A 25,393-nucleotide genomic window follows, 5' to 3' on the forward strand; every position below is an offset into this window, starting at 1 on the left:
GGCGGGGGCGCCCGCACGGGCCGAGGCACGGGGCGACGCGCGGGCAGGCGCGCACGCGGCCGGGCCCGGCCGTGCCGCCCATCCCGTACGGCTCCCCGTACGGCTCCCCGCACGCGGCGCCCCGCAGCCGGCCGCGCCGCGCCCCCGGACCTTCGACGTCGCGCCCGCGCGGGCCGCCCTGGGGCGCCTGCTGCCGCGCCACGCCGGGCAGTTCACCCTCGTGCCCGACACCACGGCCGCCGCCGACACCTTCACGGTCTCCGGCACCCCGGGCGCGGTCACCGTGCGCGGCAGCACCGGAGCCACCCTGCTCACCGGCGTCGGCTGGTACCTCCAGCACGTCGCCGGAGCCGACATCGGCTGGCCCGGCGACAGCATCGGCATGCTCCCCGCCCAGCTTCCGGGGGTCCCCGCGCCCGTCAGCCGCAACGCCCTCGTACCGCACCGGTACGCGCTCAACGACACCGACGACGGGTACTCCGGCCCCTACCGCTCCTTCGAGGAGCACCAGCGGCAGATCGACCTGCTCGCCCTGCACGGCATCAACGAGGTGTTCGTGCAGGTGGGCGCCGAGTACCCGTACTACCGGGCGCTCCAGGGCTTCGGCTACTCCGCCGGGGAACTGCGCCGGTGGATCCCCGGCCCCGGCCACCAGAGCTGGTGGCTGCTGCAGAACCTCAGCGGCTTCGGCGGCCCGGTCTCGGAGCGGCTGCTGCGCGAGCGCGCCGAGCTGGGCGGCCGGATCGCGGACCAGCTGCGCGGGCTCGGCATGACCCCGGTGCTGCCCGGTTACTTCGGCACGGTGCCGCCCGGGTTCGCCGCCCGCAACCCGGACGCGGCCACCGTGCCGCAGGGCGACTGGGCGGGCTTCGACCGGCCGGACTGGCTGGACCCCGCCTCGCCCGCGTTCGGGAAGCTGGCCGCCGCGTACTACGCGGAGCAGCGGGCGGTGTTCGGCGACAGCACGATGTACCGGATGAGCCCGCTGCACGAGGGCGGCCGGACCGGCTCGGTGGACGTGAAGTCGGCCGCCGGGGCCATCCAGGCCGCCCTGCACGCCGCCCACCCGGGCGCGCTGTGGGCGGTGCTGGGGTGGCAGGACGACCCGACGGCCGAACTCCTGTCCGGGGTGGACACCTCGAAACTGCTGATCCTGGACGGCCTGTCGGACCGGTACAACCGGCTGGACCGCGAGTCCCGCTGGGGCGGCGCTCCCTACGCGATGGGCACCATCTACAACTTCGGCGGACACACCACCATCGGGGCGAACACCTCCGTGTGGATCGAGCGGTTCGGGCCGTGGCGCGCCAAGGGCAACAGCGCGCTCGCCGGGATCGCCTACCTGCCGGAGGCGACCGGCACCAATCCGGCCGCCTTCGACCTGTTCACCGATCTGGCCTGGGAGCCCGAGCCGGTCGACCAGCGCCGGTGGTTCGCCGGCTTCGCGGCCCGCCGCTACGGCCGGCCGGACGCCGAGGCGGCGGCGGCGTGGGAGGAGCTGCGCAAGGGGCCGTACAGCACCTCGTCGGGGCTGTGGTCGGAGTCGCAGGACAGCCTGTTCACCGCCCGGCCGAGCCTGACCGCGGCGGGGGCGGCGTACTGGAGTCCCAAGTCCGTGCGCTACCAGGCCGGTTCGGTCCGCCGGGCACTGGACCACCTGCTCAGGGTGGATCCGCGGCTGCGCACCTCCAGCGCCTACCGGTTCGACCTCGTCGACACCGCCCGGCAGGCTCTCGCCAACCACTCCCGGGTGCTGTTGCCGCAGATCAAGGCGGCGTACGAGGCCGGGAACCTGGCCCTCTTCCGTGACCTGACCGACGAGTGGCGGGACGGCGAGCGGAAGCTGGACGCGGTCACCGGCTGCGACCCGAACTTCCTGCTCGGACGCTGGCTCGAACGGGCCCGCTCCGCGGGAGCCGACCGGGCCGAGCAGGACCGGTACGAGTACGACGCCCGCTCGATCCTCAGCGTGTGGGGCCTGCGCGCCACCAGTGAGGGCGGCTTCCTGCACGACTACGCGAACCGTGAGTGGAGCGGGCTGGTCTCGGAGTTGTACGCCCGCAGGTGGGACGCCTATTTCGACTCGCTGGAGGAGGCGCTGGTCCGGCGGGCCGCGCCGCGCGCGATCGACTGGCACGCCTTCGAGGAGGAATGGGCCCGTCGCACCACCCGGCATCCGGTCCGGCCGAGCGGGGACCCGCACGCCCTGGCGGCCGGGATCGCCGCGTCCCTGCCGGCGGCGGCCACGGCGGCGAACTGACGTACACCTCCGAGCGGGGTGATGATCGCCTTATCGGGTCTTCATCACTCTGCCGGGGGAATTTCCCTTCCCGTCCGGGGGAGCGCACACCGGGCACTCCCCCGGACGGGGCCGGTCCGTAAAGGATCGGGGCATGTCCGAGACCGAACAGGAGCAGACCCCGGCCCTACAGCTCGCCGAGGGGGTGGTGGAGCTCCGCAAGCGGCGGGCGATGCCGGATCACGGCTGGGGCGAGGACGTCCGGGAGGACCGGACCGTGGACGACGGCGTGGTGCCGCGCGCCCGGATCCCCGAGGCGGACGACGGCCCGGCCACGGGCGGCGACGCGGGGAGCCGACCTACGGTGGGGTGACGGCAAAAGGACAGAACGGTGAACCCGAATGGACCGTGCGAAGGCAGACCCGGGGCGCCGGCGGAGGATGTTCGCCGGCGCGGTCAGCGGACTGGTGGCCGCGGCCGCGGGACTGGCCTTGGCCGAGCTGGCCGCGGCCGCCGTGCGGCCCGAGTCCTCCCCGGTGACGGCGGTCGGCGCGGCCGTGGTCGACCGGACGCCGGCGGCCGTCAAGGAGTGGGCGATCCGGGAGTTCGGCACCGCCGACAAGCTGGTGCTGACGCTCGGCATCGTCGCCGTGCTGGGCGTGGTCGCCGCCGGGGCCGGGATGCTCGCCGTCCGCCACCTCCCCGCCGGTATGGCCGTCGCCGCCGGCTTCGGGCTGCTCGGGGCGGCGGCCGCGCTCGGCCGTCCTGCCGCGTCCTGGCGGGACGCGCTGCCGTCGCTGGTGGGCGGGGCGGCTGCGGCCGGAGTGCTGTACCTGCTGGTCACGGCGGTGAAAAGGCCCCGGCCTGCCGGGACTCCGCCCGGCGGCGCCTGGGCGATGGACCGCCGCGGCTTCGGGCGGCTGGTCGCCGTCACCCTCGCGGTCTCCGCCGCGGCCGGCCTGGTCGGGCGGCGCCTCGGCGCCTACGGCTCCGCCGGAGCGACGGCCTCCCGGGCCCGCTTCCGTCTCCCCCGGCCCGCCGTGCCCGCGCCGCCGGTCCCCGCCGGAGCCGGTCTCCGGGTACCCGGCCTCTCCCCCTTCATCACCCCCAACCAGGACTTCTACCGCGTGGACACCGCCCTGGTCGTACCGCGCGTGGACGCGGACACCTGGCGGCTGCGCATCCACGGGGAGGGGGTCACCCAGCCCCTCACCCTCGGCCTGCGGGAGTTGCTCGCCCGTCCTCTGGTCGAGCACGACATCACCCTCTGCTGTGTGTCCAACGAGGTCGGGGGCCCGTACGCGGGCAACGCGCGCTGGCTCGGCGTCCGCCTCGCGGACCTGCTCCGCGAGGCCGGCGTGCGGCCGCCGTCCCAGGGCGGACCGGCCGATCAGCTGGTGTCGCGGTCGGTGGACGGCATGACGCTCGGCACGCCCGTCGAGACCGTCATGGACGGGCGGGACGCGCTGCTGGCCGTCGGGATGAACGGCGAGCCGCTGCCCTTCGCGCACGGATTCCCGGTCCGGATGGTCGTACCGGGCCTGTACGGATACGTCTCCGCCTGCAAATGGCTGAGCGAGCTGCGCCTGACCACCTTCGCCGCGTACGACGCGTATTGGGTGCGCCGGTCCTGGGCGGCGATGGGCCCGGTCAAGACGCAGTCGCGGATCGACACCCCGCGCCCGTCCGCGATCCTCGTGCCCGGCCCGGTCGCGGTCGCCGGGGTGGCGTGGGCGCAGCACCGGGGGATCACGCGGGTCGAGGTGCGTGTGGACGGCGGCCCCTGGCACGAGGCGCGGCTGGGTGCCTCCGACGGCGCCGACACCTGGCGCCAGTGGGTGTGGCCGTGGCAGGCGACCGCCGGACGGCACACCCTGGAGGTCCGCGCCACGGACGGCACCGGCACCCCCCAGACGGGGGAACGCACCGGGACGCTGCCCGACGGGGCGACCGGCTGGCACGCGGTGACGGTGCGCGTGGGGCCGGCGGTGTGAACACCGGCCCGTTCCTGACGACTTACGCGCCCCGGGGCGTGAGGTATCCGCGGGGAGGCGGGCCGGCGGACGCCGTGAAGGGTCGCTGTTAGCCTGATCCACATGATCAAGAGCGGGTTAGGACAACGGGTACCCAGCGGGCCGGATTCCGGTCCGCAGCGGGCTCTGATCACCGCCAGTTTCGTCAGCAGGGTGGGCAACGGTCTCTTCAACACCGCTGCCATCCTCTACTTCACGTTCGTGGTGCACCTGCCCGCCACACAGGTAGGGGCGGGTCTGACGATCGCCGGCCTCAGCGGCCTGGCGGCCGGCATACCGGCGGGGAATCTGGCAGACCGGTACGGGCCGCGCGCGATCTGGCTGACGTCCCTCGCCCTGCAGGCCGCCACCATGGCGGCTTTCGTCTTCATCGACAGCTGGCTGGCGTTCACGCTCGTCGCCACGCTCGACCGGCTGGCTGCCACGGCAGGCGGCGCCGCGGGCGGTGCACTCATCGCAAGAGTCGGCGGTGAGCAGCCCGCCGCCTTCCGGGCCAGGCTCCGGACCTTCGTCAATCTCGGCGTCGTCGTGGGCACCCTGGGCGCGGCCTTCGCCATCCAGATCGACACCCGCCCCGCCTACACCGGGCTGATCCTGGCAAACGCCGCCAGCTTCGCCTGCGCGGGACTGATCGCGTTCCTGGGCGTCCCGAACTACCGGCCCCTGCCCCGGCCCGAGGAGCACCGTCAGTGGTCCGTCCTGGCCGACCGGCCGTACGTGGCCTTCGTAGCGCTCTACAGTGCCATGGGCCTGCAGTACCAGACCGTCTCCCTGCTGCTGCCGATCTGGCTCACCACCCACACCGACGCACCGCGCTGGACCGTGGCAGCGGTCTACGCGATCAACAGCGGCGTCTGCGTGCTGCTCCAGAGCAGACTCGGCTCCAAGGTGGAAACCCCACGACAGGGCGGCCGCGCCTTCCGCCTCGCCGGGCTCCTGTTCCTCGTCAGCTGTCCGTTGATGGCACTGACAGCTGATGTTCCCGCGTGGGTCGCGCCGGCGCTCGCCGTCCTCGCCGTGTGCATCCACAGCGTCGGAGAGGTGTGGGAGTCGTCCGCCGGCTTCGCGCTCGGCTTCGGTCTCGCACCCGATCACGCCCAAGGGCAGTATCAGGGCCTCTTCGGTATCGGCTTCGCCGCGGGCCAGGCCCTCGCCCCCTTGATCCTGACCGGGGTGGTCCTCGCGTTCGGACACACGGGCTGGCTGCTCCTCGGCGCATTCTTCGCGGGCCTGGGCACGGCGGGACCTCCGGTGGCCGCATGGGCCGGGCGAACGCGCCCCGGGAAACCGGGTACGGAGGCTTCCGCACGACGTCCGCGAGGCGAATCCCCGCTGCTGGAGGCCGACCAGTAGCCGGCGCTGTCGCCGGTCACGGCGCCGGGTGCCGGCCGTCACTCCCGGAACGCTTCCGGAGGGCGGCGGGCCACACCCCCGGTTAGCCTGCGAGACGAGGCCCGCGATCGCCAGATGGGGAAACTTCGCCTTCGACCTGCATGGAGCCACCACCGTGCGCAGTTCCAAGACCTTCACCCTCACGTGTGTGCACCTCCTCCTGGGCGCCGCGCTGGCAGGTGGCTGCGCCCTCAGCAGGGCCGAGAGCGCCGCGAAGCAGTGCCCGGCCGGCCAGGTGTCCCGGGGCGGCACCTGCATTCCGGCCGATACCGCGGACTTCACCAGGCAGCAGGTGGCCGACGCGCTCAAGAAGTACAAACTGACCGCGGCGATGGCCGAGGTGTGGGTCGACGGCGAACGGGTCTCGTCCGCCGCGGCAGGGGAGACGATGACGGGCTACCCCGCGACCGCGGACATGCGTTTTCGCATCGGCTCGGTCGCGATCCCCTACATGACGACCGCGCTGCTCAAGCTGGTCGACGAGGGCAAGGTCACGCTCGACGACAAGCTCTCCCGCTGGCGCCCGGACCTTCCGCACGCGGACGAGATCACGCTGAAGATGTTGGCCTCCGCCTCCTCCGGGTACGCGGACTACGTCACGGACAAGACCTTCATCGCCGAGCTCTACAAGGACCCCTTCCAGTACTGGACGGGGGAGGAACGCGTGCGGATCGCGGTCTCCAAGCCCCTGGTGCGGCCCCCCGGTTCGGGCTTCGCCTACTCGCACGCCAACTGGGTGCTCCTCGGCGACATCATTTCCAGGGTGAACCGGAAGCCTCTGGCGGAGGTGATGCGCGAGGACGTCCTGGAGCCGATGGGCCTGACCCACACCGCCATCTCGTCCAAAGCCGGGATCCCCGCGCCGGTGCTCCACGGCTTCGACAACGAGCGGGGCGTGTTCGAGGACGCGACCTACTGGAACCCGTCCTGGACGGTGGCCGAGGGCGCGGTGATGACCGGCACGCTGGAGGACATGGCGAAGTCCTTCGCGGCGATCGGAGAGGGAAGACTGCTGACGCCCGCGTCGCACAAGGTCCAGCTCACCCCCGTCGTCAAGATCGAGGGAAACGCCTGGTTCGCCCTGGGCCTGCCCGTGCAGAACACCTGGATCCTCCAGAACCCGTCCTTCGCCGGCTACGCGGGAACGGTCGCCTACCTGCCGTCCAAAAAGATCGCCATCGCGACGGTTGCCACCCAGGGCCTCGGCAGCACCGTCCAGAACGCCAGCTCGAACGTCCTGGAGGCGATCGCCAACCACATGGCCCCCGAGCGGCCCGTGAACCTGGGGTGACGGACCGCCCGCCCGGATGACGCGGTCCCGGCGGGCGGCGGGTCCCGGGTCCTACTGCCGGACCAGACGGACCGGCAGCGACTGGAGGTTGTTGCTGATGAAGCTGCGCTGGTGGGGAAGTTCGGCCTCGGGGACCGCGAGGTCGAGGTCGGGGAAACGGGTGAAGAGCCGCTCCAGCGCGATGGTGGCCTCCAGCCGGGCGAGCGGGGCGCCCATGCAGTAGTGCGCGCCGTGGCCGAAGGAGAGGTGACGGGCGGCCGTGGGGCGCGTGATGTCGAAACGGTCGGCGTCCGGGCCGTGGAAGGCCTCGTCGCGGCCGGCCGCGGTGTATCCGGCGAGTACCGGGGTGCCCTGCGGGATCACGGTGCCGCCGACGGTCAGGTCGCGCGTGGGATAGCGGAAGGGGAACCAGCTCACCGGGCCGTCCCAGCGCAGGGTCTCGTCCACCACGTCCGACCAGCCGGCCTTGCCCTCCAGGACGAGGGCGAGCTGATCGCGGTGTGCGCACAGGGCGCGGACGGCGTTGGTGATGAGGTTGAGGGTGGTCTCGTGGCCCGCGACGAGCATCAGGCGCATGGTGCCTATGAGTTCGGCCTCGCTGAGCCGGTCGCCGTCGTCCTCGCGGGCGGCGATCAGGCCGCTGGTCAGGTCCTCCCCGGGCGTCTCCCGCCGGGCTGCCGCGATCGTGCCGATGAGGGCGACGAGCTCCTGGAGGGCGGCCATCTTCTCGGCCGGGGTGATGTCGGTCGCGATGATCACCGTGTTGGTCAGGTGGTGCAGCCGGCCCCGGTGCGCGGGGTCCACGCCGAGCAGCTCGCAGATGACGTTCATCGGGAGCGGGAGCGCGAAGTGCGCGTACAGGTCGGCGACCCCGTCCGGGGATCCGGCCGCGGCGCGGCCGAGGTCGTCGAGGAGTCCCGCGGTCAGCTCCTCGACGCGCGGCCGCAGCCGTTCGACCTGGCGGGCCGTGAAGGCCTTGCCGACCAGCGAGCGGAGGCGGCGGTGGTCGGCGTCGTCGGCGGTGTGCATGCCCTGGGCGTTGGCGAAGACCCGCAGCGGCCAGTCCGCGGGGATCGTGCCGTCGTGCAGGGACGGGAAGTGCCGCGCGTCCTTGGCGACGTCGGGGTGGGCGAGGAACTCCTTCAGCGCGTCGTGCCCGAGGACGACCGCGCCGGGCACCGCGCCCGGCAGTACGACCTCCGCCACGGCGCCCTGGGCGCGCAGCCGGGCGTTCAGGGCGTGCGGGCAGCCACCGGCCGGGTCGATCACGTGCGGGGTGTCCGAGGCGTGCGGGGCGGAAGAAATGTGGGACGACAAGCCGGCTCTCCTGACCTGATGAACGAGACTCGGTCAACAGTGCGGCTTGGAGGGCGGGTTGTACAAGCCCGCCCCGCACCGTCTCCGAACCGGTTGACGGTCAGCGCGCAGGCGCCGTGTTGACGTGCCCGGTCACCCGCGGGAGCGGCGCCCGGTACGACCGCCCGGCCGCGCCGACGACTTCGCCCGCGACGTGGAGCCGTCCGGTGACGGGGTCGGCGGGCAGGGACTCGGCGTCGTGCCTGCCGTCGGCGTAGGCGAACCGGCGGCGGTCGCCGTGTCCGGGCTGCCCCGGGAAGGGGGCGGCGCCTTAGGGTCGGGCCATGGCGGAATCACAGCACACACTCGACGGCAAGGTCGCCCTCGTGGCCGGGGCGACGCGGGGCGCGGGCCGGGGCATCGCGGTCCAGCTGGGCGCGCGGGGCGCCACCGTGTACGTGTCGGGGCGCAGCACCCGCGGGAAGCCGTCGGAGTACGGCCGGCCCGAGACGATCGAGGAGACCGCCGAGCTGGTGACGGCCGCGGGCGGGCGGGGGATCCCGGTGGTGGCCGACCACCTGGTTCCGGACGAGGTCGAGGCCCTGGTCGGGCGGATCGACGGCGAGCAGGGCCGCCTCGACGTCCTGGTCAACGACATCTGGGGCGGGGAGCTGCTCTTCGAGTGGGACAGCACGGTCTGGGAGCACGATCTGGACAAGGGGCTGCGGCTGATGCGGCTGGCGGTGGAGACCCATGCCGTCACCAGCCACTTCGCGCTGCCGCTGCTGCTGCGCGAGCCGGGCGGGCTGGTCGTGGAGATGACGGACGGCACGACCGAGTACAACGCGAGCCGCTACCGGGTGTCGTTCTTCTACGACATCGCCAAGTCCTCGGTCCTGCGCATGGCGTTCGCGCTCGGACACGAGCTGGGCCCGCGCGGGGCGACGGCGGTGGCGCTGACGCCGGGCTGGCTGCGCTCGGAGATGATGCTCGACACCTTCGGTGTGGCGGAGGAGAACTGGCGGGACGCGCTGGCGACGGTCCCGCACTTCTGCATCTCCGAGACCCCGTCGTACGTGGGCCGCGCGGTCGCGGCGCTCGCCGCGGACCCGGACGTGGCGCGCTGGAACGGTCAGTCCCTCTCCAGCGGGCAGCTCGCCCGCGTCTACGGGTTCACGGATCTCGACGGCAGCCGCCCGGACGCCTGGCGGTACATGGTCGAGGTCCAGGACCCCGGCCGCCCGGCGGACGCCACCGGCTACCGTTAGGCCGCTGCACCGCTGGGCCGCCCGGGCGTACGCCAGGTCCGCCGCGTCGGTCCCGGCCTCGCGCCCGGCCGCCCGGAGGACGCGTCCGGCGCCCGCTCCGGGCCGCAGGCGCGACAACCCCCGTCGGCCCGGGCCGGGTTCGCTCGACGGCCGCCCATCCGCCCCCGTCCGGCAGGCCCACGCCCACCACCGCGACCGACGGCAGGGAACCGTTCGCCGCCGCCGGCAATGCGGCGGCGAGGGCGCGTACTTCTGCCGCGTACGTGTCCTGCGCGAACGGCGCCGGGTCGAGTCGGGGTCCCATGGCTCGGAGACTGCCGTCGTACACGGCGCCGTCGAGGACGAACCGCCGGTCCTCGCGGGCGCAGCAGATCCCGGGCCGGCTCGCCAAGGCGTGCGGCTCGGGTATCGGCGGCTCGGCCGGCCGGCCAGCGCGCCCTCGGGCGGCGAGCGCCGGCGGCTCGGGCCGGGGCTCGGCGTCCACGTCGGCCACGCTCCCCGCGCTGCTGGACCGACCCGCGACACCACCGGCGAACGGTGGCGGCGCACGCCGACCGCCCGGCACCTGCGGGGGGTACGTCGGCGCGTGGGCCGTGTCGGCCCGACGCCGCCCGGCGCGCCCCGGCTCAGCCGAAGGTGAGGTCGCCCCCGGGGAGCGGGGCGAAGAACCGCTCCACGTCCGCGTCGGCCACGGCCGCGAGGGCGGGCGGCGACCAGCGCGGCCTGCGGTCCTTGTCGACGACCTGGGCCCGGATGCCCTCCACCAGGTCGGGGGCGGACAGGGCGTTGCAGGAGACCCGGAACTCCTGGACCAGCACCCGCTCCAGCGAGTCGAGGGCAGCCGCCCGCCGCACGGCGGCGAGGGTGACCTTCAGCGCGGTCGGGGACTTGGCCAGGATCGTCTCGGCGGCCTCCTTGGCGGCCGGCTCGCCCTGGCCCAGCAGCCGGTCCACGATCTCCTCGACGGTGTCCGCGGCGTAGCAGTGGTCGATCCAGGCCCGCCGGTCGGGGAGGTCACCGGGCGGGGGCGCGGCGGCGTACCGGGGCAGCACCTCGGGGGCGGGGGCCGCGGCGAGCCCGGCGGTCAGATCGGTGAGCCGCGCGGCGGGGACGAAGTGGTCGGCGAGCCCGCACAGCAGCGCGTCGGCGGCGCCCACGGCAGCGCCGGTGAGGGCGAGATGGATGCCGAGCCGGCCGGGTGCGCGGCCGAGCAGCCAGGTCCCGCCGACGTCGGGGACGAAGCCGATGCCGGTCTCGGGCATGGCGACGCGGGAGCGCTCGGTGACGACACGGACGCTGCCGTGGGCGGAGACGCCGACGCCGCCGCCCATCACGATGCCGTCCATCAGCGCGATGTACGGCTTCGGGTAGCGGGCGATGCGGGCGTTGAGGCGGTACTCGTCGCGCCAGAAGTCCGCGGAGGCGGTGTTCCCGGCCTTGGCGTCGTCGTGGATGGCCCGGATGTCCCCGCCCGCGCACAGGCCGCGCTCCCCGGCGCCCCGGATCAGGACCTGGTGGACGGCGGGGTCCTGCGCCCAGCCGGTGAGGGCCTCGTCGATCCGCAGCACCATGGGATGGGTGAGGGCGTTGAGGGCCTTGGGACGGTTGAGGGTGACCACCCCGGTCCCGCCCTCGATATCGAACAGCACGGTGTCGTCTTCGGTCTTCACACCGGCCAGTATGGAGTGCTCCTGCGCTACGGCCGCCGCCGGTAGGCGCCGGGCGTCTGCCCGAGGGCCTCGCGGAAGACGCCGCGGCGCCTGGTGCGGCCACAGCCGGGTGCGCCGCTGCGGGAGGGACTGCGGAAGGGTCGTGCCCGGCTCGGCCCAGAACAGCCGGCCGGGGAACGGGCCGGGGAGCCGACCGGGGAGCGGGCCGGGGAGCCGTTCGGCGGCCTCGGCTTCCCGGCGGTCGTCGCCCGTGCCGCGCGGGAGTGCATCAGTCGCGGGGGCGGGCCCGGTGGGCCCGCCAGGCGGCCAGGGCTTGGGCGCGGGCGCCGTCGGGGTGGCGTGCGTGCCAGTCGCGCAGGAAGCGGTTGAACTCGAACTGGGCGGCGACCTCCTGCGGTTCGGCGGCCCGTGCGCGGGTGGCGTGCCAGTGGGCGACGGCGTCGGCGAGGGTGCGGCCCGAGCCCTGGGCCACGTACTCCCGCATGAAGGCGTCGAAGTGGAATCCGGGTCCGATCTCCCGGACGAAGAACTCCCGGAGCACTTGGCTGCACCGCTGCCCGCGGGGGATCACGGTCGCGCGGTCGACGGGAGCGGCGAGCTGGCGGCCGCCCCCTCGGGCGGCGCGGGCCGGGGCCGGAGCGGGTCCGGGCGGCAGACCGTCGAGCGCGGCGGCCAGCCGGGCCGTGACGGCGGCCTTCCCGCCCCCGGCCGACAGGCCCATCTCGCGCGCCAGCCCGCTCAGCTCGGCCAGCGTCCAGTACCAGCGGGCCAGCTCCGCCCCGGTCAGGGCCGGGGTCAAGGCCGGCCTGGACTCCCCGATATTCGTACTCATGTTCCCATATTAGAGCCTTGCGACTTTGGCTGAATGTCCAATAATGTCGGGAAAATGACCGCTGACCCGACCCGCCTCGCCCTCGGTGAGGACACCGCCCTGGTCCTGATCGACCTGCAGAGGGGCATCCTGGACCTTCCGATCACCCGGCCCGCCGCCGAGATCCTCAAGAAGGGGATCGCGCTCGCCGAGGCGTTCCGTGCGCGCAGGCTGCCCGTGGTCCTCGTCAAGGTGGCGTGGTCGCCCGACGGCGGCGACCTGCCCACCGCCAACGTCGACCGTCCGGGTCCGGCCACCGCGCCGCCCGCCGCGTTCTCCGAGATCCCGGCCGCCCTCGCCGCCCTCGCCGACGTGGTCGTCACCAAGCGCCACTGGGGCGCCTTCACCGGCACCGAGCTGGACCTCCAGCTGCGCCGGCGTGGCATCCACCACATCGTCCTGGCGGGCATCTCCACCAGCGTCGGAGTCGAGTCCACCGCGCGGACGGCCTGGGAGCTCAGCTACGACCTGGTGTTCGTGGAGGACGCGACCGCCGACACGGACTCCGACTCCCACGCGCACAGCTTCGGCAAGATCTTCCCGCGCATCGGCAAGGTCAGCGCCGCCGACGAGGTCATCGCGGCCCTGGATCCCCCACGGGACCGCTGACCGGATGCCTGGCAGCCGCCGGGGCTGCCACTTCCAGCCAGACGCATTTGCCGTCGGGCTTCGGCTGGGAGCCCCAGCTGCGCGCCAGCCGGTCCACGATCAGCAGCCCGTGCCCGCCGGGCTGGCCCGCCTGCGAGGGCGAACGCGCGGGCAGGGGGACCGGCGGCGCCGGGCTCCCGTCGGTCACCTCGATCCGCAGCCGGTCCTCGTCGCAGTCCAGCAGCAGCGCGTTCGGGCCGCCGCCGTGCAGGCAGGCGTTGGCCACCACCTCGGACACGAGCAGGAGTACGTCCTCGGCCGTGTCCCGCGCCTCCTGCGTGGCGGCCGGGAGCCAGTGCCAGGCGGCCAGCGCCCGACGCGCGAAATCCCGGCTGCGCGTCACGACATCGGTGGCCCCGTCCAGTACCAGGTACCAGGTCCGGTCAGGTGACCCCCGTTCCTCCATGACGCAGACTCCTCCGTGTCGATGTGACGTGGCGCGGCCAGGGCACGCCCACTCCGCGCGGCCTCGTGCCGCGCGGACGGCTCGGCCGGGCTAGCCGGGCGGACCGCTCGTTCCGCCCAGAGCTTCCGCCACATCGGCGTGTACGGGGAAGACCCCTTCCGCGCCGGTGATGTGGAACATCCGGGCGACCGACCCGCGCAGACCGGTCAGTTCCAGGCTGCCGCCGGCCTCCTGGGCCGAGAGCCGGCTGTGCAGCAGCACGTTCAGCCCGGTGGAATCACAAAATCCCAGCCCTGACAGGTCCACGACCAGCCGGCCACCCTGGGTGACCGCCGCGTCGAGGGCCTCCCGCAGGGGCTGCGCCGTGTCGTGGTCCAGCTCCCCCGACAGCTCCAGGACGACGGCTCCGTCCACGGTCTGCACCGCGACGCTGAAGCGTTCGTTGTCCGCTCCCGGAATCATCCGGCATCACCCTTCCGTCCTGTTCCTGCACCTTCCCAGAAGCGACGGGGATACGCCTCCGCCGCGCGGGATCCGGGAAGCGGGGGGCACGGACCGTGACGCGGGCCGGCCGAGCCCCCGGCACGGTCCAGTAGACGGCGGCGGAGGTGGCGGAGGTCGCCGGGCGGAGGAAGTGCGACGCGCGCCGACCACGCCTCCCCCGATCGGCCGACGGCCCCTGACGCACGGCGTCCCCGGGGGGCGTCGCGTGGCGGCCGGATTCGGTCCGTCGGTCCCCGATTGGCCTGTTCCGGCTGGTGACACGCGCTCCGATGACCCGTATCCATGACGTGCGTACCCGGGGGGACTCCGGCTCGCACGTCGACCGACAGGACTGGCGCCCTGGGGCGCCGACACGACATGGGGTGGCACTCGGTGTTAGCCAAACGGGCGAGATCCACGACGGCCTACGGTGTCCGGCACGCTGCTGACGCGAACCGTCCCAGGTACCTGATCCTGGGCCCGGTCGAAGTACATCTCGCGGGGCGCCCGTGCACCCCCACGGCGCTCAAGCGCCGGGCCCTGCTCGCCCTCCTGCTGCTGCACGCGAACAAGACCTTCTCCGTGGACACGCTGGTCGACGAGCTCTGGGACGGACGGCCGCCCAGATCCGCGGTGGCGGCCTTGCAGATGTACGTGTCGGGGCTGCGCCGCACGCTGGACCCCGGGCACAGCCAGGGCGGCCGGGACGCCCGGCAGCACCCCTTGCTGCGTACGGCCGGTTCCGGATACATGCTGCGGGTCGGTCCGGGAGAGCTGGACCTCGACGGCTTCCGCAAGGCGGCCGTGCTCGGCCGGGGCCTGCTGGCCTCCGGGGACTGCCGGGCCGCGGGAGAGGCGTTCCGGGACGCGCTGGCCATGTGGCGCGGGTCCCCGCTGGGTGACCTGGGCCAGGCGGGACTCCCCGCGCACTACGGCGTCCGGCTGGAGGAGGAACGCCTGGCGCTGATCCACGACCGGATCGGCGCGGACACCTGTCAGGGCCGGGCCCGCGAGGTGGTCGGCGAGCTGGAGGAGCTCTGCGCCCGCCATCCGCTGCGCGAGGCGTTCCACGAGCAGCTGATGCTCGCGCTGGCCGATACCGGTCGCCGGGCCGAGGCGCTGGACGCGTACACCCGCGCGCGGCGCGCGGTCGTGGAGAACATGGGCATCGAGCCCGGTCCCGCGCTCCGGACGGCGCAGCACACGCTGCTGGGCGGCGGGCGGCCCGCGAACGCCGGGCACGAGCGGTGCCGCCGGGGTTAGGGGGTGTCCGGCGGATCACGGCCGGGCCCGGGTCCGCCGGACACCCCCTAGCGGCTCGCGTCAGCCCAGCCGCCAGTCGAGCCTGCGCCGGAAGTACACCAGCGGCTCGCCCTCGCCCAGGACGCACTCCCCCACCTCGCCCACGAGGATCACGTGGTCGCCGTGGGGAAACACCGCCCCGGCCCGGCAGTTCAGGTACACGGGCACGCCGAGGAGCCGGGGCACGCGGTCGTCCCAGCTCCACCGGACACCGGTGAGCTTGTCCTCCGCGCCGCCGGCGAAGACCGCGGCGAGGTCGGTGTCCCCGGCGCCGAGCAGATGCACCCCGAAGGCCGTACCCGGGCGCGGGTCCAGCTCGCGGCAGGTCCGCGAGCTCCGGGCGAGCGCCACCAGCACGGAGGGCGGCCGCACGCTGTACGAGCAGACCGAGGACACCAGCAGACCGCACGGCCGGCCGTCGGCCCGCCGTGCGGACACCACGGCGACCCCGGACACCAGGCGGGACATCGCCTCGGTGAACAGCCCCGCCGACTCGCTCCGGCCCTGTGGGGCCCGGTCCTGCCGCAGGCTCATCCGCGCTACCCGGCCGCGAGCAGGCAGGAGTCCCGGTGGCTGAGCGCGTCGGGGTCCTCGGTGGCGGCGAACACGGCGTCGAAGTCCGCCGCCGCCTCGGTGAAGCGGCCCGCGGCCTCGTGGACCACGGCGCGGTTGAAGCGGAACTCGGGCCGGTCGGCGAGCTCCACCGCACGGTCGAAGTCCGTCGCCGCGGCGGCCAGGTCACCGGCGGCGTAGGCGAGTTCGGCCCGCACGGCCCAGGCCTCGGCGAGCTCGGGATCGCTGCGCAGCGCGGCCTCGACGGCGCGGGCCGCTTCCGCCGGCCGCCCGGCCTCGGCCAGCAGGCGCCCTTGCAGACACAGCAGGTGCGGGTGGTCGGGGGCCAGCGCGAGTCCGGCGGTCGCGCTCTCCAGCGCCGCCTGCGTCTCGCCGAGGTCGTCCAGCACCCCGGCGCGGCCGAGCAGCGCCTCGATGTGCCCGGGGTCGAGCTCCAGGGTGCGGTCGAAGTCGCCGAGCGCGCCCCGGGCGTCGCCCAGCTCCATCCGGGCGTCGCCCCGGTTGTAGTACGCCTCGGGGAAGGGGGGTTCGAGGGCGAGCGCCGTCTCGTAGTCGGCGATGGCCTCTTCGGTGCGGCCCAGTTTGCGCAGGATGTTGCCCCGGTTGAAGTAATGGTCGGCGAAGTCGTTGTCCGCGTCCATGATCTCGGCGTAGTCCTCCAGGGCGGCCTCCAGCCGGCCGCTCATGCCGTTGACCTGGGCCCGGTTGTAGCGCAGCCCGACCCGGTGCCAGGTCCGCTCGCCGAGGCCGAGTTCCCGGTCCAGCCTCTCCATGCCCTCGTCGAGCAGCCGGAGCGCCTCGTCGGGCCGCTTGGCCCGGACCTCCACCAGGGCGAGGCCGTTACGGTTGAACACCGAGTAGAAGGCACGCTCCTTGGGGTCGGGCAGCAGGTCCGCGATGGCGATGGCCTGGTTGACCCAGGCGCGGGCCTTGCGCTCGTCCCGGCGCTCCTCCGGGTAGTGGCGGGCGTAGAGCATCCCGATCTCGTAGGCGAGCTTCATGTGGTGCGCGGGGTCGATGGTGGCCGTCCGCGCCTCCTCCTGGAGGACCGCCGACTCGTCGGGGCGGCCGGCGGCCGCCAGGCACACCCCGGTCTCCCGGATGAAGATCCACCAGAGGTCGGGGCGTTCCGCCGGGTCCACCGCCCGTCGGCCCGCCTCGCCCAGTTCGGCGGCCGCGTGGTAAAAGCCCAGGTACTTGCACCGGCCCAGGGCCCACCGCAGGGCGTCCAGTCCCGCGCCGCCGGGGTCGCCGCCGCGCATGAGGTGGTACGGCAGGGCGCCGAGCCTGAGCGAGGACTCGCCCGCTTCCGCCCGCTCCGCCAGTTCCGCCGCCCGGCGGTCGTGCAGCGCGGCCCGCTCGGCGGGGGCCAGCCTCTCGTACGCGGCGAGCGGGCCGGGGTCGTCGTCGACACCGTCGGCGTCCACGTATCGCCGGGCCGCCGCGGGACCGGTCAGGGCGTCGGGTACGGGTGCCGGAGCGGGGACCGCGCCGGTGATCCTTGTCGTGTACGCACCGAGTGCGGCGGGCAGCGACACGGACAGCGTGCCCGGCGGATCGACCGGTTCCTCGGTGCCGGTGCACACCACGATGGTGAGCAGTGCGGCGGGGATCCTTCGCAGGGCGGCCGCCAGGAACTCCTGGTCGGTGGCGTCGGCGTGCTGGACGTTCTCCACGATCAGGGTCCGCGGCCCGTCGCCGGTATCGGCCAGCGCGGTGAGCAGGAAGTCGACCAGGCCGTGCGAGACCCGCAGCGAGTGCAGTCGTGCGGGGTAGCGGCTCACCTCGCCGGGTGCCGCCGACTGCTGCTCCAGGGCGCGGGTGACCGCCGGCACCAGGGGTTTCAGCTCCGGAGTGCTCTCCTGGAGTTCGATGTAGTGGCGGTCGGCGAGGGCGGGCCGGCGGCGGAGCGCTTCCGGGGCCACGGCCCGCAGCAGGGTGCCGGCGGCGGTGTACGGGCCGCGCAGCCGCCGGTGCGCGTCCACGGCCGCGAGGAGGGGAGGCAGTTCGAGGCCGGCCCGCAGCCGGTCACGCTCCGCGCGCTGCGGGGCGGAGATCCAGTAGTGGCCGCTCATGGGCCTGCCTTTCACAGAGTGGCCGTCGGGAGTCCCGTCGGGGCGTTCCCTCAGGCGATGACGTGGTCGAGCCGGGACCGCCGGCCGCGCAGGCGTTCCCTGACGGCGATCCAGAGGGCGAGGCCCACCTGGGCGAAGGTCAGCAGCAGGAAGACCGAGGAGTCGAGCAGGAGGACCCAGTCCGCCCGGTGGCCCGCGCCGAAGCGGTCGAGCGAGGCGGTGATCATCTGCAGGAAGACCGGGCCGAGACCCAGCAGGAAGGTGCTCAGGCTGATCGTGTACCCGACGAGGATCAGCCAGGAGTACCAGCGCGCCGCCCGCCGGTCCACGGGGTGCCACGCGTCCTCGTCCACCAGCAGGCGGGTCCGCCCGAGCAGCCGGTTGAACCGGTTGCGGAGCAGGCGTACGGACGTGGTGTGCAGGTCCACGCAGCCGAGGGCGGTGGTGATCAGCACGTAGACGTCGGTGCGCAGATAGAGGAAGAACTGCCAGAGCAGCCGGATGACCGCGGCGAACGCCACGGCCAGGCACACCCGGCCGACGAGCGCCGCCCCGCCGCCCGGTCCCATGGCGTCGGCCACCGTGATCAGCAGGCTGATCAGCACGACGTCGGCGACCATCCCGGCCAGGATCGGCAGGTAGCGCTTGCGGCGCTCCACCGCGACCAGGCCGTCCAATGACGTCTCGACCACGAGGAAGTAGAAGCGGTACGACATCCGGGTCCGGGAGTGGATGCCGAGGCGGCGGCCGGCCAGTGCGTGGAACAGTTCGTGGACGGCGATCAGCGGCACGGCGACGATCAGCAGGACCACGTTGATCACCGCGTAGTAGTCGCTGAACAGCAGGTCCCGCGCGGTCGGTACGAGATCGGGCTCCAGCAGCATGCGCAAGCCCGCCCAGGCCGTGACCGCGCCGTAGCAGACCCAGGCGGCCGGCGAGAACAGGGCCCGTCCGAGCCGCTGCCAGCGCACCGGCTCCGCCGCGGCCGGTTCCTCGTCCTCCGCGCGGACGAAGCCGAGTTCGTGCAGGGCCTCGACGACGTCCGCGACGTCGGCGCGCTCTCCGTACTCGGCCTCGTACCAGTCGGCGGCCTGCGCGGGTGTGGCCCCCTCCTGCAGGCGCCGTACCAGCTCCGCGCCGTCCGGCGGGAAGATCGCGTAGGAGTCGGTGTCCTGACGGCCGATGGTGACCTCACCGCCGTCCTCCAGGTAGACCAGCGGGTGGAGCGCCAGCGGCGCGTCGTCGGAACTGCGGAGGTCTGGGTCCGCCATGGCGCTGCTCCCTCTCTGCCTGCTCTCCCCGGCTCTTCGCGCTCGCCCGGGTGGCATCGGGCCCCGGCCGCGGCGGGGGCCCGATGCCGGACTCACCTGATGCGAGGTCAGGCGGGGTTCGGGTAGACCGAACAAGCGGAAGACGTGAGGCGGACGGGGCCGGCCTTACGAATCTGGATCTTCTTCATCTGTGCACCTCCTTCGCAGGATCGGGGGCTGTGCACCCATCCTGGAGAGGGGCTCCAAAGCTTCTCCATACGTCCGCCAAATTCCCTTCACACGGCTGGACGGGCCCGGGAGGGGCAAGCAGCGGGGGGCGGACGGCGGGAGGCGCGCTGTCAGGTGCGCTGTCCCGCCGCCCGCGTTCTCAGGAGGCCGCGACGCGCAGTCGCCGGCCTGTTCGCCGGCCCGGGTGAGGGCGACGGGTGCGGTGGACGGCGGGGCCGGGGCGGCCGGCAGGTCCACGCGGCCCCGGTCGGCCTCGCTCCGGCCCGCCGCGCCGGCCGCGATGAGCCCGGCCGGTCGGGCGCTCGTCGAGCGGGACGCCCAGGACCTCGCCGGCGCCCTTCCAGCAGGCGGGACCGGACGCGTCCGCGCGGCCGTACGGGATGCGCCGGGCCCCGTACGCCGCCCGGAACCGCTCACCGTCGTCCCCGGCCGTGCGCTCCGGCACGGCCGGGGACGCGGGCGACCGCAGGCGCGCGATGGAGCCGAACACCTCGGTGGACGGCTCTCTCGGCTCTCATCCCCCGGCTCCTCGGGTCGGCGCCACGTCCGGACGGGCCGCGGAGCGCGAGTCGGCCCCGGGGGCGGGACCGGGGGCGGGACCGGCGACCGGGCCTGCGGCGACGGCCGCGCCGGGGGCGGCCTCCGGGTCGGGGGCGTTCCTGCGCAGCCACATGCCGAGGACGGCGCAGACGGCGGCGAGCACGAACAGCACCAGCGGCGCCGCCCGTACGTCCATCGTGTCGATCACGACGCCCAGCAGCGGCGGGAAGGCCACCCCGCCGATCATCGAGGCGGCGATCACGTACGCCCCGGCCGCGGCGACGGTCGGTACGGCCCGGTTCAGCCAGGGCAGGCAGGTGGGAAAGATGGGCGCGATCATCAGTCCGACGCCGAAGTACGCGTACGGGGCGAGGGCCGGGACGGTCGCGAGGAGCAGGAAGCCGGCCATGCCCGCGCAGCAGACGGTCAGGATGGACGGCGCGGACCAGCGCAGGCTCAGGGGGACGATGACGAACCGGCCGATGGTCATCGCCGCCCAGTACGCGGAGGTCGCGGTGGCGGCGGTGGCGGCGCCGTAACCGACAGCCTCCAGGTGGGTGGGCTCCCAGCCGCCGACGCCCGTCTCGATGGCCACGTGCAGGACGTAGACGCCGACGAACGCGGCGATGACGGGCAGGACGCGCGCTCCGCCCGCCCGGCCGGCCTCCGCCCCGGCGGGCTCCGGCTCGCGGGCGGCCACACCGCCGAGGGTGGGCAGGATGAGGAGGCAGACGACGCCGGCGCCCGCGAAGATCTCCGGATAGCTCTCCGCGCCAAGCCGGCCGACGAGGGCGGGACCGGCGATCGCGCCCACCCCGAAGTGGCCGTTGAGCAGGTTCAGCATCGCGGTGCTGCGGCGGCCGAACCCGACGGCGAAGAGCTGGTTGAGTCCGTAGTCGATGCCGCCGAAGCCCAGCCCGATGACCAGGGTGCCGGTCAGCGCCAGGATCCAGCTCGGCGAGAACGCGAAGACCGCCGCACCCGCGGCCATGAGCAGGTAGGAGCCGCCGAGCAGCGTGCGGTTGCCGAGCCGCCCCCGCAGCACGTGGTAGATCAGCACACCCAGCAGCGCGCCGGCGAAGTGGGCGCTGAGACTGAGCCCGGCCACGGCGGGGCCGATGCCGAACTCGTCCCGCAACGCCGGGATCGCGGGGCCGTACAGGGCCTGCAGCGCACCGATCACCACGAAGGCGGCGCACGAGGCGATGATCGCGACGGTGCTGAGCAGCGGGGCGGCCTTCTCCGACGGGTCGGCCCCTGGGGTGGCGGACATCGCTCTCCTCATCGTCGCCTGATCGAATGAACATTGATCATGTTCATTAGAGCGCATGAATCACATACAGCGGCGCACTCTACTCACATTTGATGTTCGATACCACAGGCTCGATGTGCGCAAGAGCCGCCGGGAGCTCCCCGTCTGTGCTAAAAGCAGACACATGAACGTGATGGAGAGACACAGGTTCGTGGTCGCGCTGCTCATGAAGGAGAACCGCGCGAGCGTCGCGGAGCTGGCCGCGGCCACCGGTGCGTCGGAGATGACCATCCGCCGGGACCTGGAGGTACTGGAGTCCCGCGGGGCCCTGCGCCGGGTGCGGGGCGGCGCGGTGAGCAACCTGCCGGGCGGGGTCGAGCCGCCCTACGCGATCCGCGCCATGTCCGGCGCGCAGGCCAAGGAGCGCCTCGCGGCGACGGTGGTGAAGCTGCTCACCGACGGCGAGACCGTCGCCCTGGACACCGGCACGACGGCCGTGGCGGTCGCCCGGGCGATGGCCGGCCGGAAGTTCACCGTCACACCGCTGTCCCTGCACGCCGCCTTCACGCTCTCCGGGCAGCCGGGCATCCAGCTCGTACTGCCCGGCGGCCAGGTGCGCCCCGAAGAGCTCTCCTTCTACGGCCGCACACCCGTCCAGACGTTCCAGGACCTGTGCTTCGACACCTTCATCCTGGGGTGCTGCGGCGTCGACCCGGTCCAGGGCGCCACCGCGTACAACCTGGACGACGTACAGGTGAAGCGGGCCGCCGTGGCGGCAGCCCAGCGGGTGGTCCTGGTCGCGACCGCCGACAAGCTCGGCCGCGCGGCGCTGGGACGCATCTGCACGATGGAGCAGATCGCGCTCATCGTCACCGACGCCCCGGAGGACTCGCCGGTGGTGGAGGAACTCCGGGCGCGGGGCGTGGAGGTGGTCCACCCCGCGGACGGCTGAGCCCGGCGGCCGCACGGCCGCCGGGCCGGGGTCAGTGCAGGTCGGCCCCCGCGGGGGTGTCGTCCAGGAAGCCGCCCGACTGGTGCTGCCACAGCTTCGCGTAGGCACCCTCCGCGGCGAGCAGTTCCTGGTGCGTGCCCTGCTCGACGATGCGTCCGCGGTCGAGGACGACGAGCCGGTCCATGGTGGCGACCGTGCTCAGCCGGTGCGCCACCACCAGCGCCGTCCGCCCCTCCATGAGCCGCCACAGCGCCTCCTGGACGAGGAGCTCGCTCTCGGAGTCCAGGGCGCTGGTCGCCTCGTCGAGCAGCAGGATCGGTGCGTCGCGCAGGATCGCCCTGGCGAGGGCGACCCGCTGGCGCTGCCCGCCGGACAGCTTCACCCCGCGTTCGCCCACCATGGTGTCGAAACCGTCGGGCAGCGCGTCGGCGAACTCCGTGACGTGTGCCGCCTCGGCCGCGCGGCGGATCTCGGCTTCGGTGGCGTCCGGCCGGGCGAAGGCGATGTTGTCCCGCAGCGTGCGGTGGAACATCGCCGGATCCTGCGGCACATAGGCGATCAGACTGCGCAGATCGGCCTGGCGCAGCCTGCTGATGTCCTGGCCCCCGATCAGGATCCGGCCGCCGTCGATGTCCGTCATCCGCAGCAGCAGCCGGCTGAGCGTGGTCTTGCCCCCGCCGGACCGGCCGACCAGACCGATCTTCGCCCCGCTGGGCACCGTCAGGTCGAGGCCCTGGAAGAGCGGCTCAGCGCCCGCGTGGGCGAAGTCCACCCGGTCGAAGCGCACGTCGGCGGCCTGCGGCGAAAGCGGTTCCGGGCGCACCGGGTCGAGCACGGTCGGCGGATTCAGCAGCAGTTCGGTGAACTGTGCCGCCTCCGTCATCGAGCTCTCCAGACGGCGGTAGATCTGGTTGAACTCGAACATGATCCGCGTCGCGTTGGAGTAGTAGGTGAAGGCGACGACGACCGCCTCCACGCCGTGCCCTCCCCCGGCGAGCGCGACGGCGACCAGCAGGCCCAGCGCGTTCGTCAGAACGGACATCGGCGCGACCAGCGTGTCGATCCGCAGGTTGCCGTAGTCCCACGAGCGCAGCATGAGGCGGCGCGACTCCGCGACCCGCGACCGGTGTTCGGCGGCCTCGCGCTCCTCGGCGGCGAACGCCCGGACCGTGTCCATGTTCATCAGGCTGTCGGCGACGTGGCCCGAAACCCGGGCGATCGCCTCCTCCCGCTGGTCGACGAGCGCCTGGCGGCGACGGATCAGGGGCGCCGTGCACAGCCCCGTGACCGCGATCATCGCCAAGAGCCCCAGCACGAGCAGCGGTTCGTAACTCCACAGCACCACCGACCCGAACACCAGCGGCACCAGGCTGCCGACGACCGAGAACGTCAGCGTGTCGACGAACTCCTCGAAGCGTGAGGCGAAGCTCAGGACCCGCTTGGTCAGCGAACCGGCGAAGTTGTCGTGGAAGAACGCGGCGTCCTTGGCGAACAGCTCGTCCATGCCGATCACGTACAGGTGCTCGACACCGAGGGCGTCCAGGCGGTTCAGGCAGTGCAGTCCGATGCGCCACAGCGTCTCCGCGAGCAGCAGGACTCCGGCGAAGCCGAGGACGTAGGGCAGCGCCCAGCCGATGCCGGTGCGGGTGCCGGTGTCCTCGGCGATCCGGCCCACGAGCTTCGCGACGACCAGCGGCGCGACGTAGTTGATGCCGATGTTCCCCACCGCCGGGAGCAGCATCGCGGGCGCCGTCAGCCGGCGCCGTCGACCCAACTCCCGTGCGTAGTAACGGAGCGCGAGGAGCACCGAACCCCTGCGCGGTGAACTTTTCTGCGATTCGGGCGATCCCATACCAACCCTGCCTTGTCGGACCATCGCGTCGGAAACCGGAGTGTCCCGCAACGGCGCTCGCGCGGTCCAAGTGTTTTCCTCCGCCGGAACCGACCGGCCCCGAGTCGGCCCGGGGGGCGGGCGTCGGGCCGCAGGGGCGGACGGTGATGCCGTAGGCGGCCGTGGCCGGGGTGGAGCGGAAGAGGGGGGCGCGGGGGCGGGCAGTAGGTGTTCGAGGAGGACGGTCGGCTCCCGGGGGGTGAACTGCGGGCCGAGGCGGGCCCGGGGCCCGATGCCGAACGGAGCGAGCTGCGGGCCGAGGCAGGCCCGGGGCCCGATGCCGAACGGAGCGAGCTGCGGGCCGAGGCAGGCCCGGGGCCCGATGCCGAACGGGAGGTGGCTTCCCGGGTGAGCGGGTCGCCGTCCGGGGGTGGCGAAGCGCTCCGGATCGAACCGCCCCGGGTCTTGCCGGAGGCCGGGCTCCCGGTGCCTGAGGTACGGGCAGACCAGCACGCCGGTGCCGACCGCGACCCCGTACCCGGCGAGGACGTCGGCCTGCGCCGCGCAGCGCGGCAGCATCAGGCGAAGGCTGGTAGAGGCGCAGCGTCTCGTGGACGAGCGCCCGGAGGGCCTGCCGTCGCCCGGGGCAAGGAGTCCCGCAAGACGCTGGAGGCCCGGCAGCAGGCCGAGGCCCGCCGCGCGGCCCGGGTACGCCGGGGCGTCTGACACGCATGCGCCGCACCTCCCCCGGACCGGATCCGGTCCGGGGGTGTGGTGTCAGCTCATTCGATGTCAGCCCCTGCGACGGCGGTTCCGGGCGACGATCGCGCGGGTGACCACGGGCGGGAGCAGGTCCTTGGCCAGCTTGCGCCAGCGGGCACCGGGCCTGCGCGCGGCGGCGGGAGCGGGGACCGGCGCCGGTTCCGCCTCCGGCGCGGGGTGTAGCGGCTGCGGGGGCACCGGCGCGACCACGCCCTGGTCCCCGATGCGTACCAGGGGGCGGCCGTCGATCACGTCCACGCCGTGCCAGAGGTCGGTGCGCTCCTCCAGCCACGCGAGCAGTGCCGCCTGGTGGGGCGCCGGGTCGCCCCAGGTTGCGTAGAGCTTTGAGGCCGAGACGCACACGGGGTGCAGTTCGCCCGTGACCACGGCGGTCCAGACGGCGGCCGCGACGCCGGGGCAGTGCTCGGAGCGGTAATCGTCGAAGACCACCACGGCATCCGGGGTCGCGACGAGACGCGAGGACGCGATGTCCGTGACGACGTGCTCGTAGAGGTGCGAGGCGTCGACGTGCACGAATCGGCAGCTCGTCGGCTTGACCCGGTCGGCGACGACCGAGGTGGGGGCTTGGATCAGTGTCGGCAGCGCCTCGTGGAAGGCCAGGTAGTTCGTCTCGAAGCCGCGCCGCGTGAGCGTGGGGTAGGAGCTGCGGTTCTCCGCGACGTTGAAGTCGTCCGTCGCGGGCGAGTCGAAGAGGTCGCAGACGGTGAACTCCTCACCGGGCCGGAGGTACCGTCCGAGGAAGATCGCGCTCTTCCCCATGAAGGCACCGAGCTCCAGCAGGTCGCCCGGCTGCCCCTCACCGCTGTTCTGACGTGTCAGGAACCAGTCGAAGAGCACCTGGTCGTACGCCGAGAACCACCCTTTGACCTCGCCGTACGTGGTGGGGACGAGCGGGGCCGGCTCACCGTCGGGGGTCGTGACGGAAGCTTGTGAAACGTGCGACACAGAGAGTCATCCTCCAGCGGAGTGGCATCGGTTTTCACGCTGAT

The 25,393-nt window shown here is 73.5% G+C and carries 20 protein-coding genes and 1 pseudogene; 9 read left to right on the forward strand and 12 right to left on the reverse strand.

Annotated elements, in window-relative coordinates:
- The 5 genes from ACFCZ1_RS35690 to ACFCZ1_RS35710 all read left to right on the forward strand — a co-directional run.
- Positions 1–2,260 (forward strand): alpha-N-acetylglucosaminidase (locus ACFCZ1_RS35690; protein ID WP_376682453.1); only part of this gene is annotated, 2,260 nt, incomplete at its 5' end.
- A 133-nt stretch (positions 2,261–2,393) separates the two neighbouring features.
- Positions 2,394–2,612: a hypothetical protein gene (locus ACFCZ1_RS35695; RefSeq protein WP_376682454.1), complete on the forward strand. Its 219-nt coding sequence runs from the start codon at positions 2,394–2,396 to the stop codon at positions 2,610–2,612.
- A 28-nt stretch (positions 2,613–2,640) separates the two neighbouring features.
- Positions 2,641–4,233 (forward strand): molybdopterin-dependent oxidoreductase, encoded by a 1,593-nt coding sequence (locus tag ACFCZ1_RS35700; protein ID WP_376682455.1) that lies wholly within the window; start codon positions 2,641–2,643, stop codon positions 4,231–4,233.
- A gap of 102 nt (positions 4,234–4,335) precedes the next feature.
- Positions 4,336–5,625 carry an MFS transporter gene (locus ACFCZ1_RS35705; protein ID WP_376682456.1) on the forward strand — a complete coding sequence of 430 codons (1,290 nt, stop codon included), beginning with the start codon at positions 4,336–4,338 and terminating at the stop codon, positions 5,623–5,625.
- Positions 5,626–5,779: 154 nt separating this feature from the next.
- Positions 5,780–6,955, forward strand: coding sequence for a serine hydrolase domain-containing protein (locus ACFCZ1_RS35710; protein WP_376682457.1), 1,176 nt, complete (start codon positions 5,780–5,782; stop codon positions 6,953–6,955).
- A 51-nt stretch (positions 6,956–7,006) separates the two neighbouring features.
- Here the strand turns inward: ACFCZ1_RS35710 and ACFCZ1_RS35715 are convergent, their stop codons facing one another.
- Positions 7,007–8,272: a cytochrome P450 gene (locus ACFCZ1_RS35715; RefSeq protein WP_376682458.1), complete on the reverse strand. Its 1,266-nt coding sequence runs from the start codon at positions 8,270–8,272 to the stop codon at positions 7,007–7,009.
- Positions 8,273–8,595: 323 nt separating this feature from the next.
- Here ACFCZ1_RS35715 and ACFCZ1_RS35720 point away from each other — a divergent pair, with 323 nt between their 5' ends.
- The gene (locus ACFCZ1_RS35720) at positions 8,596–9,519 is read left to right on the forward strand and encodes an SDR family oxidoreductase (protein WP_376682459.1); all 924 of its coding nucleotides are present in this window, start codon (positions 8,596–8,598) and stop codon (positions 9,517–9,519) included.
- Between the two features lie 626 nt (positions 9,520–10,145).
- Here ACFCZ1_RS35720 and ACFCZ1_RS35725 read toward each other — a convergent pair.
- Positions 10,146–11,189, reverse strand: a complete 1,044-nt coding sequence (locus tag ACFCZ1_RS35725) for an enoyl-CoA hydratase/isomerase family protein (RefSeq protein ID WP_376682460.1) — start codon at positions 11,187–11,189, stop codon at positions 10,146–10,148.
- 268 nt (positions 11,190–11,457) lie between these two features.
- Positions 11,458–12,021: a DUF6434 domain-containing protein gene (locus ACFCZ1_RS35730; protein WP_376682461.1), complete on the reverse strand. Its 564-nt coding sequence runs from the start codon at positions 12,019–12,021 to the stop codon at positions 11,458–11,460.
- Between the two features lie 54 nt (positions 12,022–12,075).
- Between ACFCZ1_RS35730 and ACFCZ1_RS35735 the strand changes: the two genes are divergently transcribed.
- Positions 12,076–12,669: a hydrolase gene (locus tag ACFCZ1_RS35735; RefSeq protein ID WP_376682462.1), complete on the forward strand. Its 594-nt coding sequence runs from the start codon at positions 12,076–12,078 to the stop codon at positions 12,667–12,669.
- On the opposite strand, the gene ACFCZ1_RS35740 is transcribed toward ACFCZ1_RS35735, so the two are convergent.
- Both ACFCZ1_RS35740 and ACFCZ1_RS35745 read right to left on the reverse strand, forming a co-directional pair.
- Positions 12,635–13,114, reverse strand: a complete 480-nt coding sequence (locus tag ACFCZ1_RS35740) for an ATP-binding protein (protein ID WP_376682463.1) — start codon at positions 13,112–13,114, stop codon at positions 12,635–12,637. The two genes, ACFCZ1_RS35735 and ACFCZ1_RS35740, sit on opposite strands and share 35 nt — an antisense overlap.
- Before the next feature lie 90 nt (positions 13,115–13,204).
- Positions 13,205–13,576: an STAS domain-containing protein gene (locus tag ACFCZ1_RS35745; protein WP_376682464.1), complete on the reverse strand. Its 372-nt coding sequence runs from the start codon at positions 13,574–13,576 to the stop codon at positions 13,205–13,207.
- A gap of 414 nt (positions 13,577–13,990) precedes the next feature.
- Between ACFCZ1_RS35745 and ACFCZ1_RS35750 the strand changes: the two genes are divergently transcribed.
- The gene (locus ACFCZ1_RS35750) at positions 13,991–14,860 is read left to right on the forward strand and encodes a BTAD domain-containing putative transcriptional regulator (RefSeq protein WP_376682465.1); all 870 of its coding nucleotides are present in this window, start codon (positions 13,991–13,993) and stop codon (positions 14,858–14,860) included.
- 60 nt (positions 14,861–14,920) lie between these two features.
- On the opposite strand, the gene ACFCZ1_RS35755 is transcribed toward ACFCZ1_RS35750, so the two are convergent.
- From ACFCZ1_RS35755 to ACFCZ1_RS35770, 4 genes are all read right to left on the reverse strand, one after another.
- Complete coding sequence (locus tag ACFCZ1_RS35755; protein WP_376682466.1) at positions 14,921–15,433, reverse strand: flavin reductase family protein; 513 nt, start codon at positions 15,431–15,433, stop codon at positions 14,921–14,923.
- Positions 15,434–15,438: 5 nt separating this feature from the next.
- Positions 15,439–17,547 (reverse strand): tetratricopeptide repeat protein, encoded by a 2,109-nt coding sequence (locus tag ACFCZ1_RS35760; protein ID WP_376682467.1) that lies wholly within the window; start codon positions 17,545–17,547, stop codon positions 15,439–15,441.
- A gap of 50 nt (positions 17,548–17,597) precedes the next feature.
- Positions 17,598–18,818, reverse strand: coding sequence for a hypothetical protein (locus tag ACFCZ1_RS35765; RefSeq protein ID WP_376682468.1), 1,221 nt, complete (start codon positions 18,816–18,818; stop codon positions 17,598–17,600).
- A gap of 742 nt (positions 18,819–19,560) precedes the next feature.
- Entirely contained in the window at positions 19,561–20,859 is a 1,299-nt protein-coding gene (locus ACFCZ1_RS35770; protein WP_376682469.1) for a sugar MFS transporter, read from the reverse strand.
- A 172-nt stretch (positions 20,860–21,031) separates the two neighbouring features.
- Here ACFCZ1_RS35770 and ACFCZ1_RS35775 point away from each other — a divergent pair, with 172 nt between their 5' ends.
- Positions 21,032–21,790 carry a DeoR/GlpR family DNA-binding transcription regulator gene (locus ACFCZ1_RS35775; protein WP_376682470.1) on the forward strand — a complete coding sequence of 253 codons (759 nt, stop codon included), beginning with the start codon at positions 21,032–21,034 and terminating at the stop codon, positions 21,788–21,790.
- A gap of 31 nt (positions 21,791–21,821) precedes the next feature.
- Here the strand turns inward: ACFCZ1_RS35775 and ACFCZ1_RS35780 are convergent, their stop codons facing one another.
- The 3 genes and pseudogenes from ACFCZ1_RS35780 to ACFCZ1_RS35790 form a co-directional block, all read right to left on the reverse strand.
- A complete protein-coding gene (locus ACFCZ1_RS35780) occupies positions 21,822–23,642 on the reverse strand; it encodes an ABC transporter ATP-binding protein (RefSeq protein ID WP_376682479.1) in 1,821 nt (606 codons plus the stop codon).
- A gap of 339 nt (positions 23,643–23,981) precedes the next feature.
- Positions 23,982–24,200, reverse strand: a pseudogene (locus ACFCZ1_RS35785) (cytochrome P450); the annotation flags it as partial.
- Between the two features lie 213 nt (positions 24,201–24,413).
- The gene (locus ACFCZ1_RS35790) at positions 24,414–25,349 is read right to left on the reverse strand and encodes a class I SAM-dependent methyltransferase (protein WP_376682471.1); all 936 of its coding nucleotides are present in this window, start codon (positions 25,347–25,349) and stop codon (positions 24,414–24,416) included.
- Positions 25,350–25,393: the final 44 nt, after the last annotated feature.

It is taken from the genome of Streptomyces sp. NPDC056224 (genome assembly GCF_042267665.1).
Taxonomy (GTDB): Bacteria; Actinomycetota; Actinomycetes; order Streptomycetales; family Streptomycetaceae; genus Streptomyces.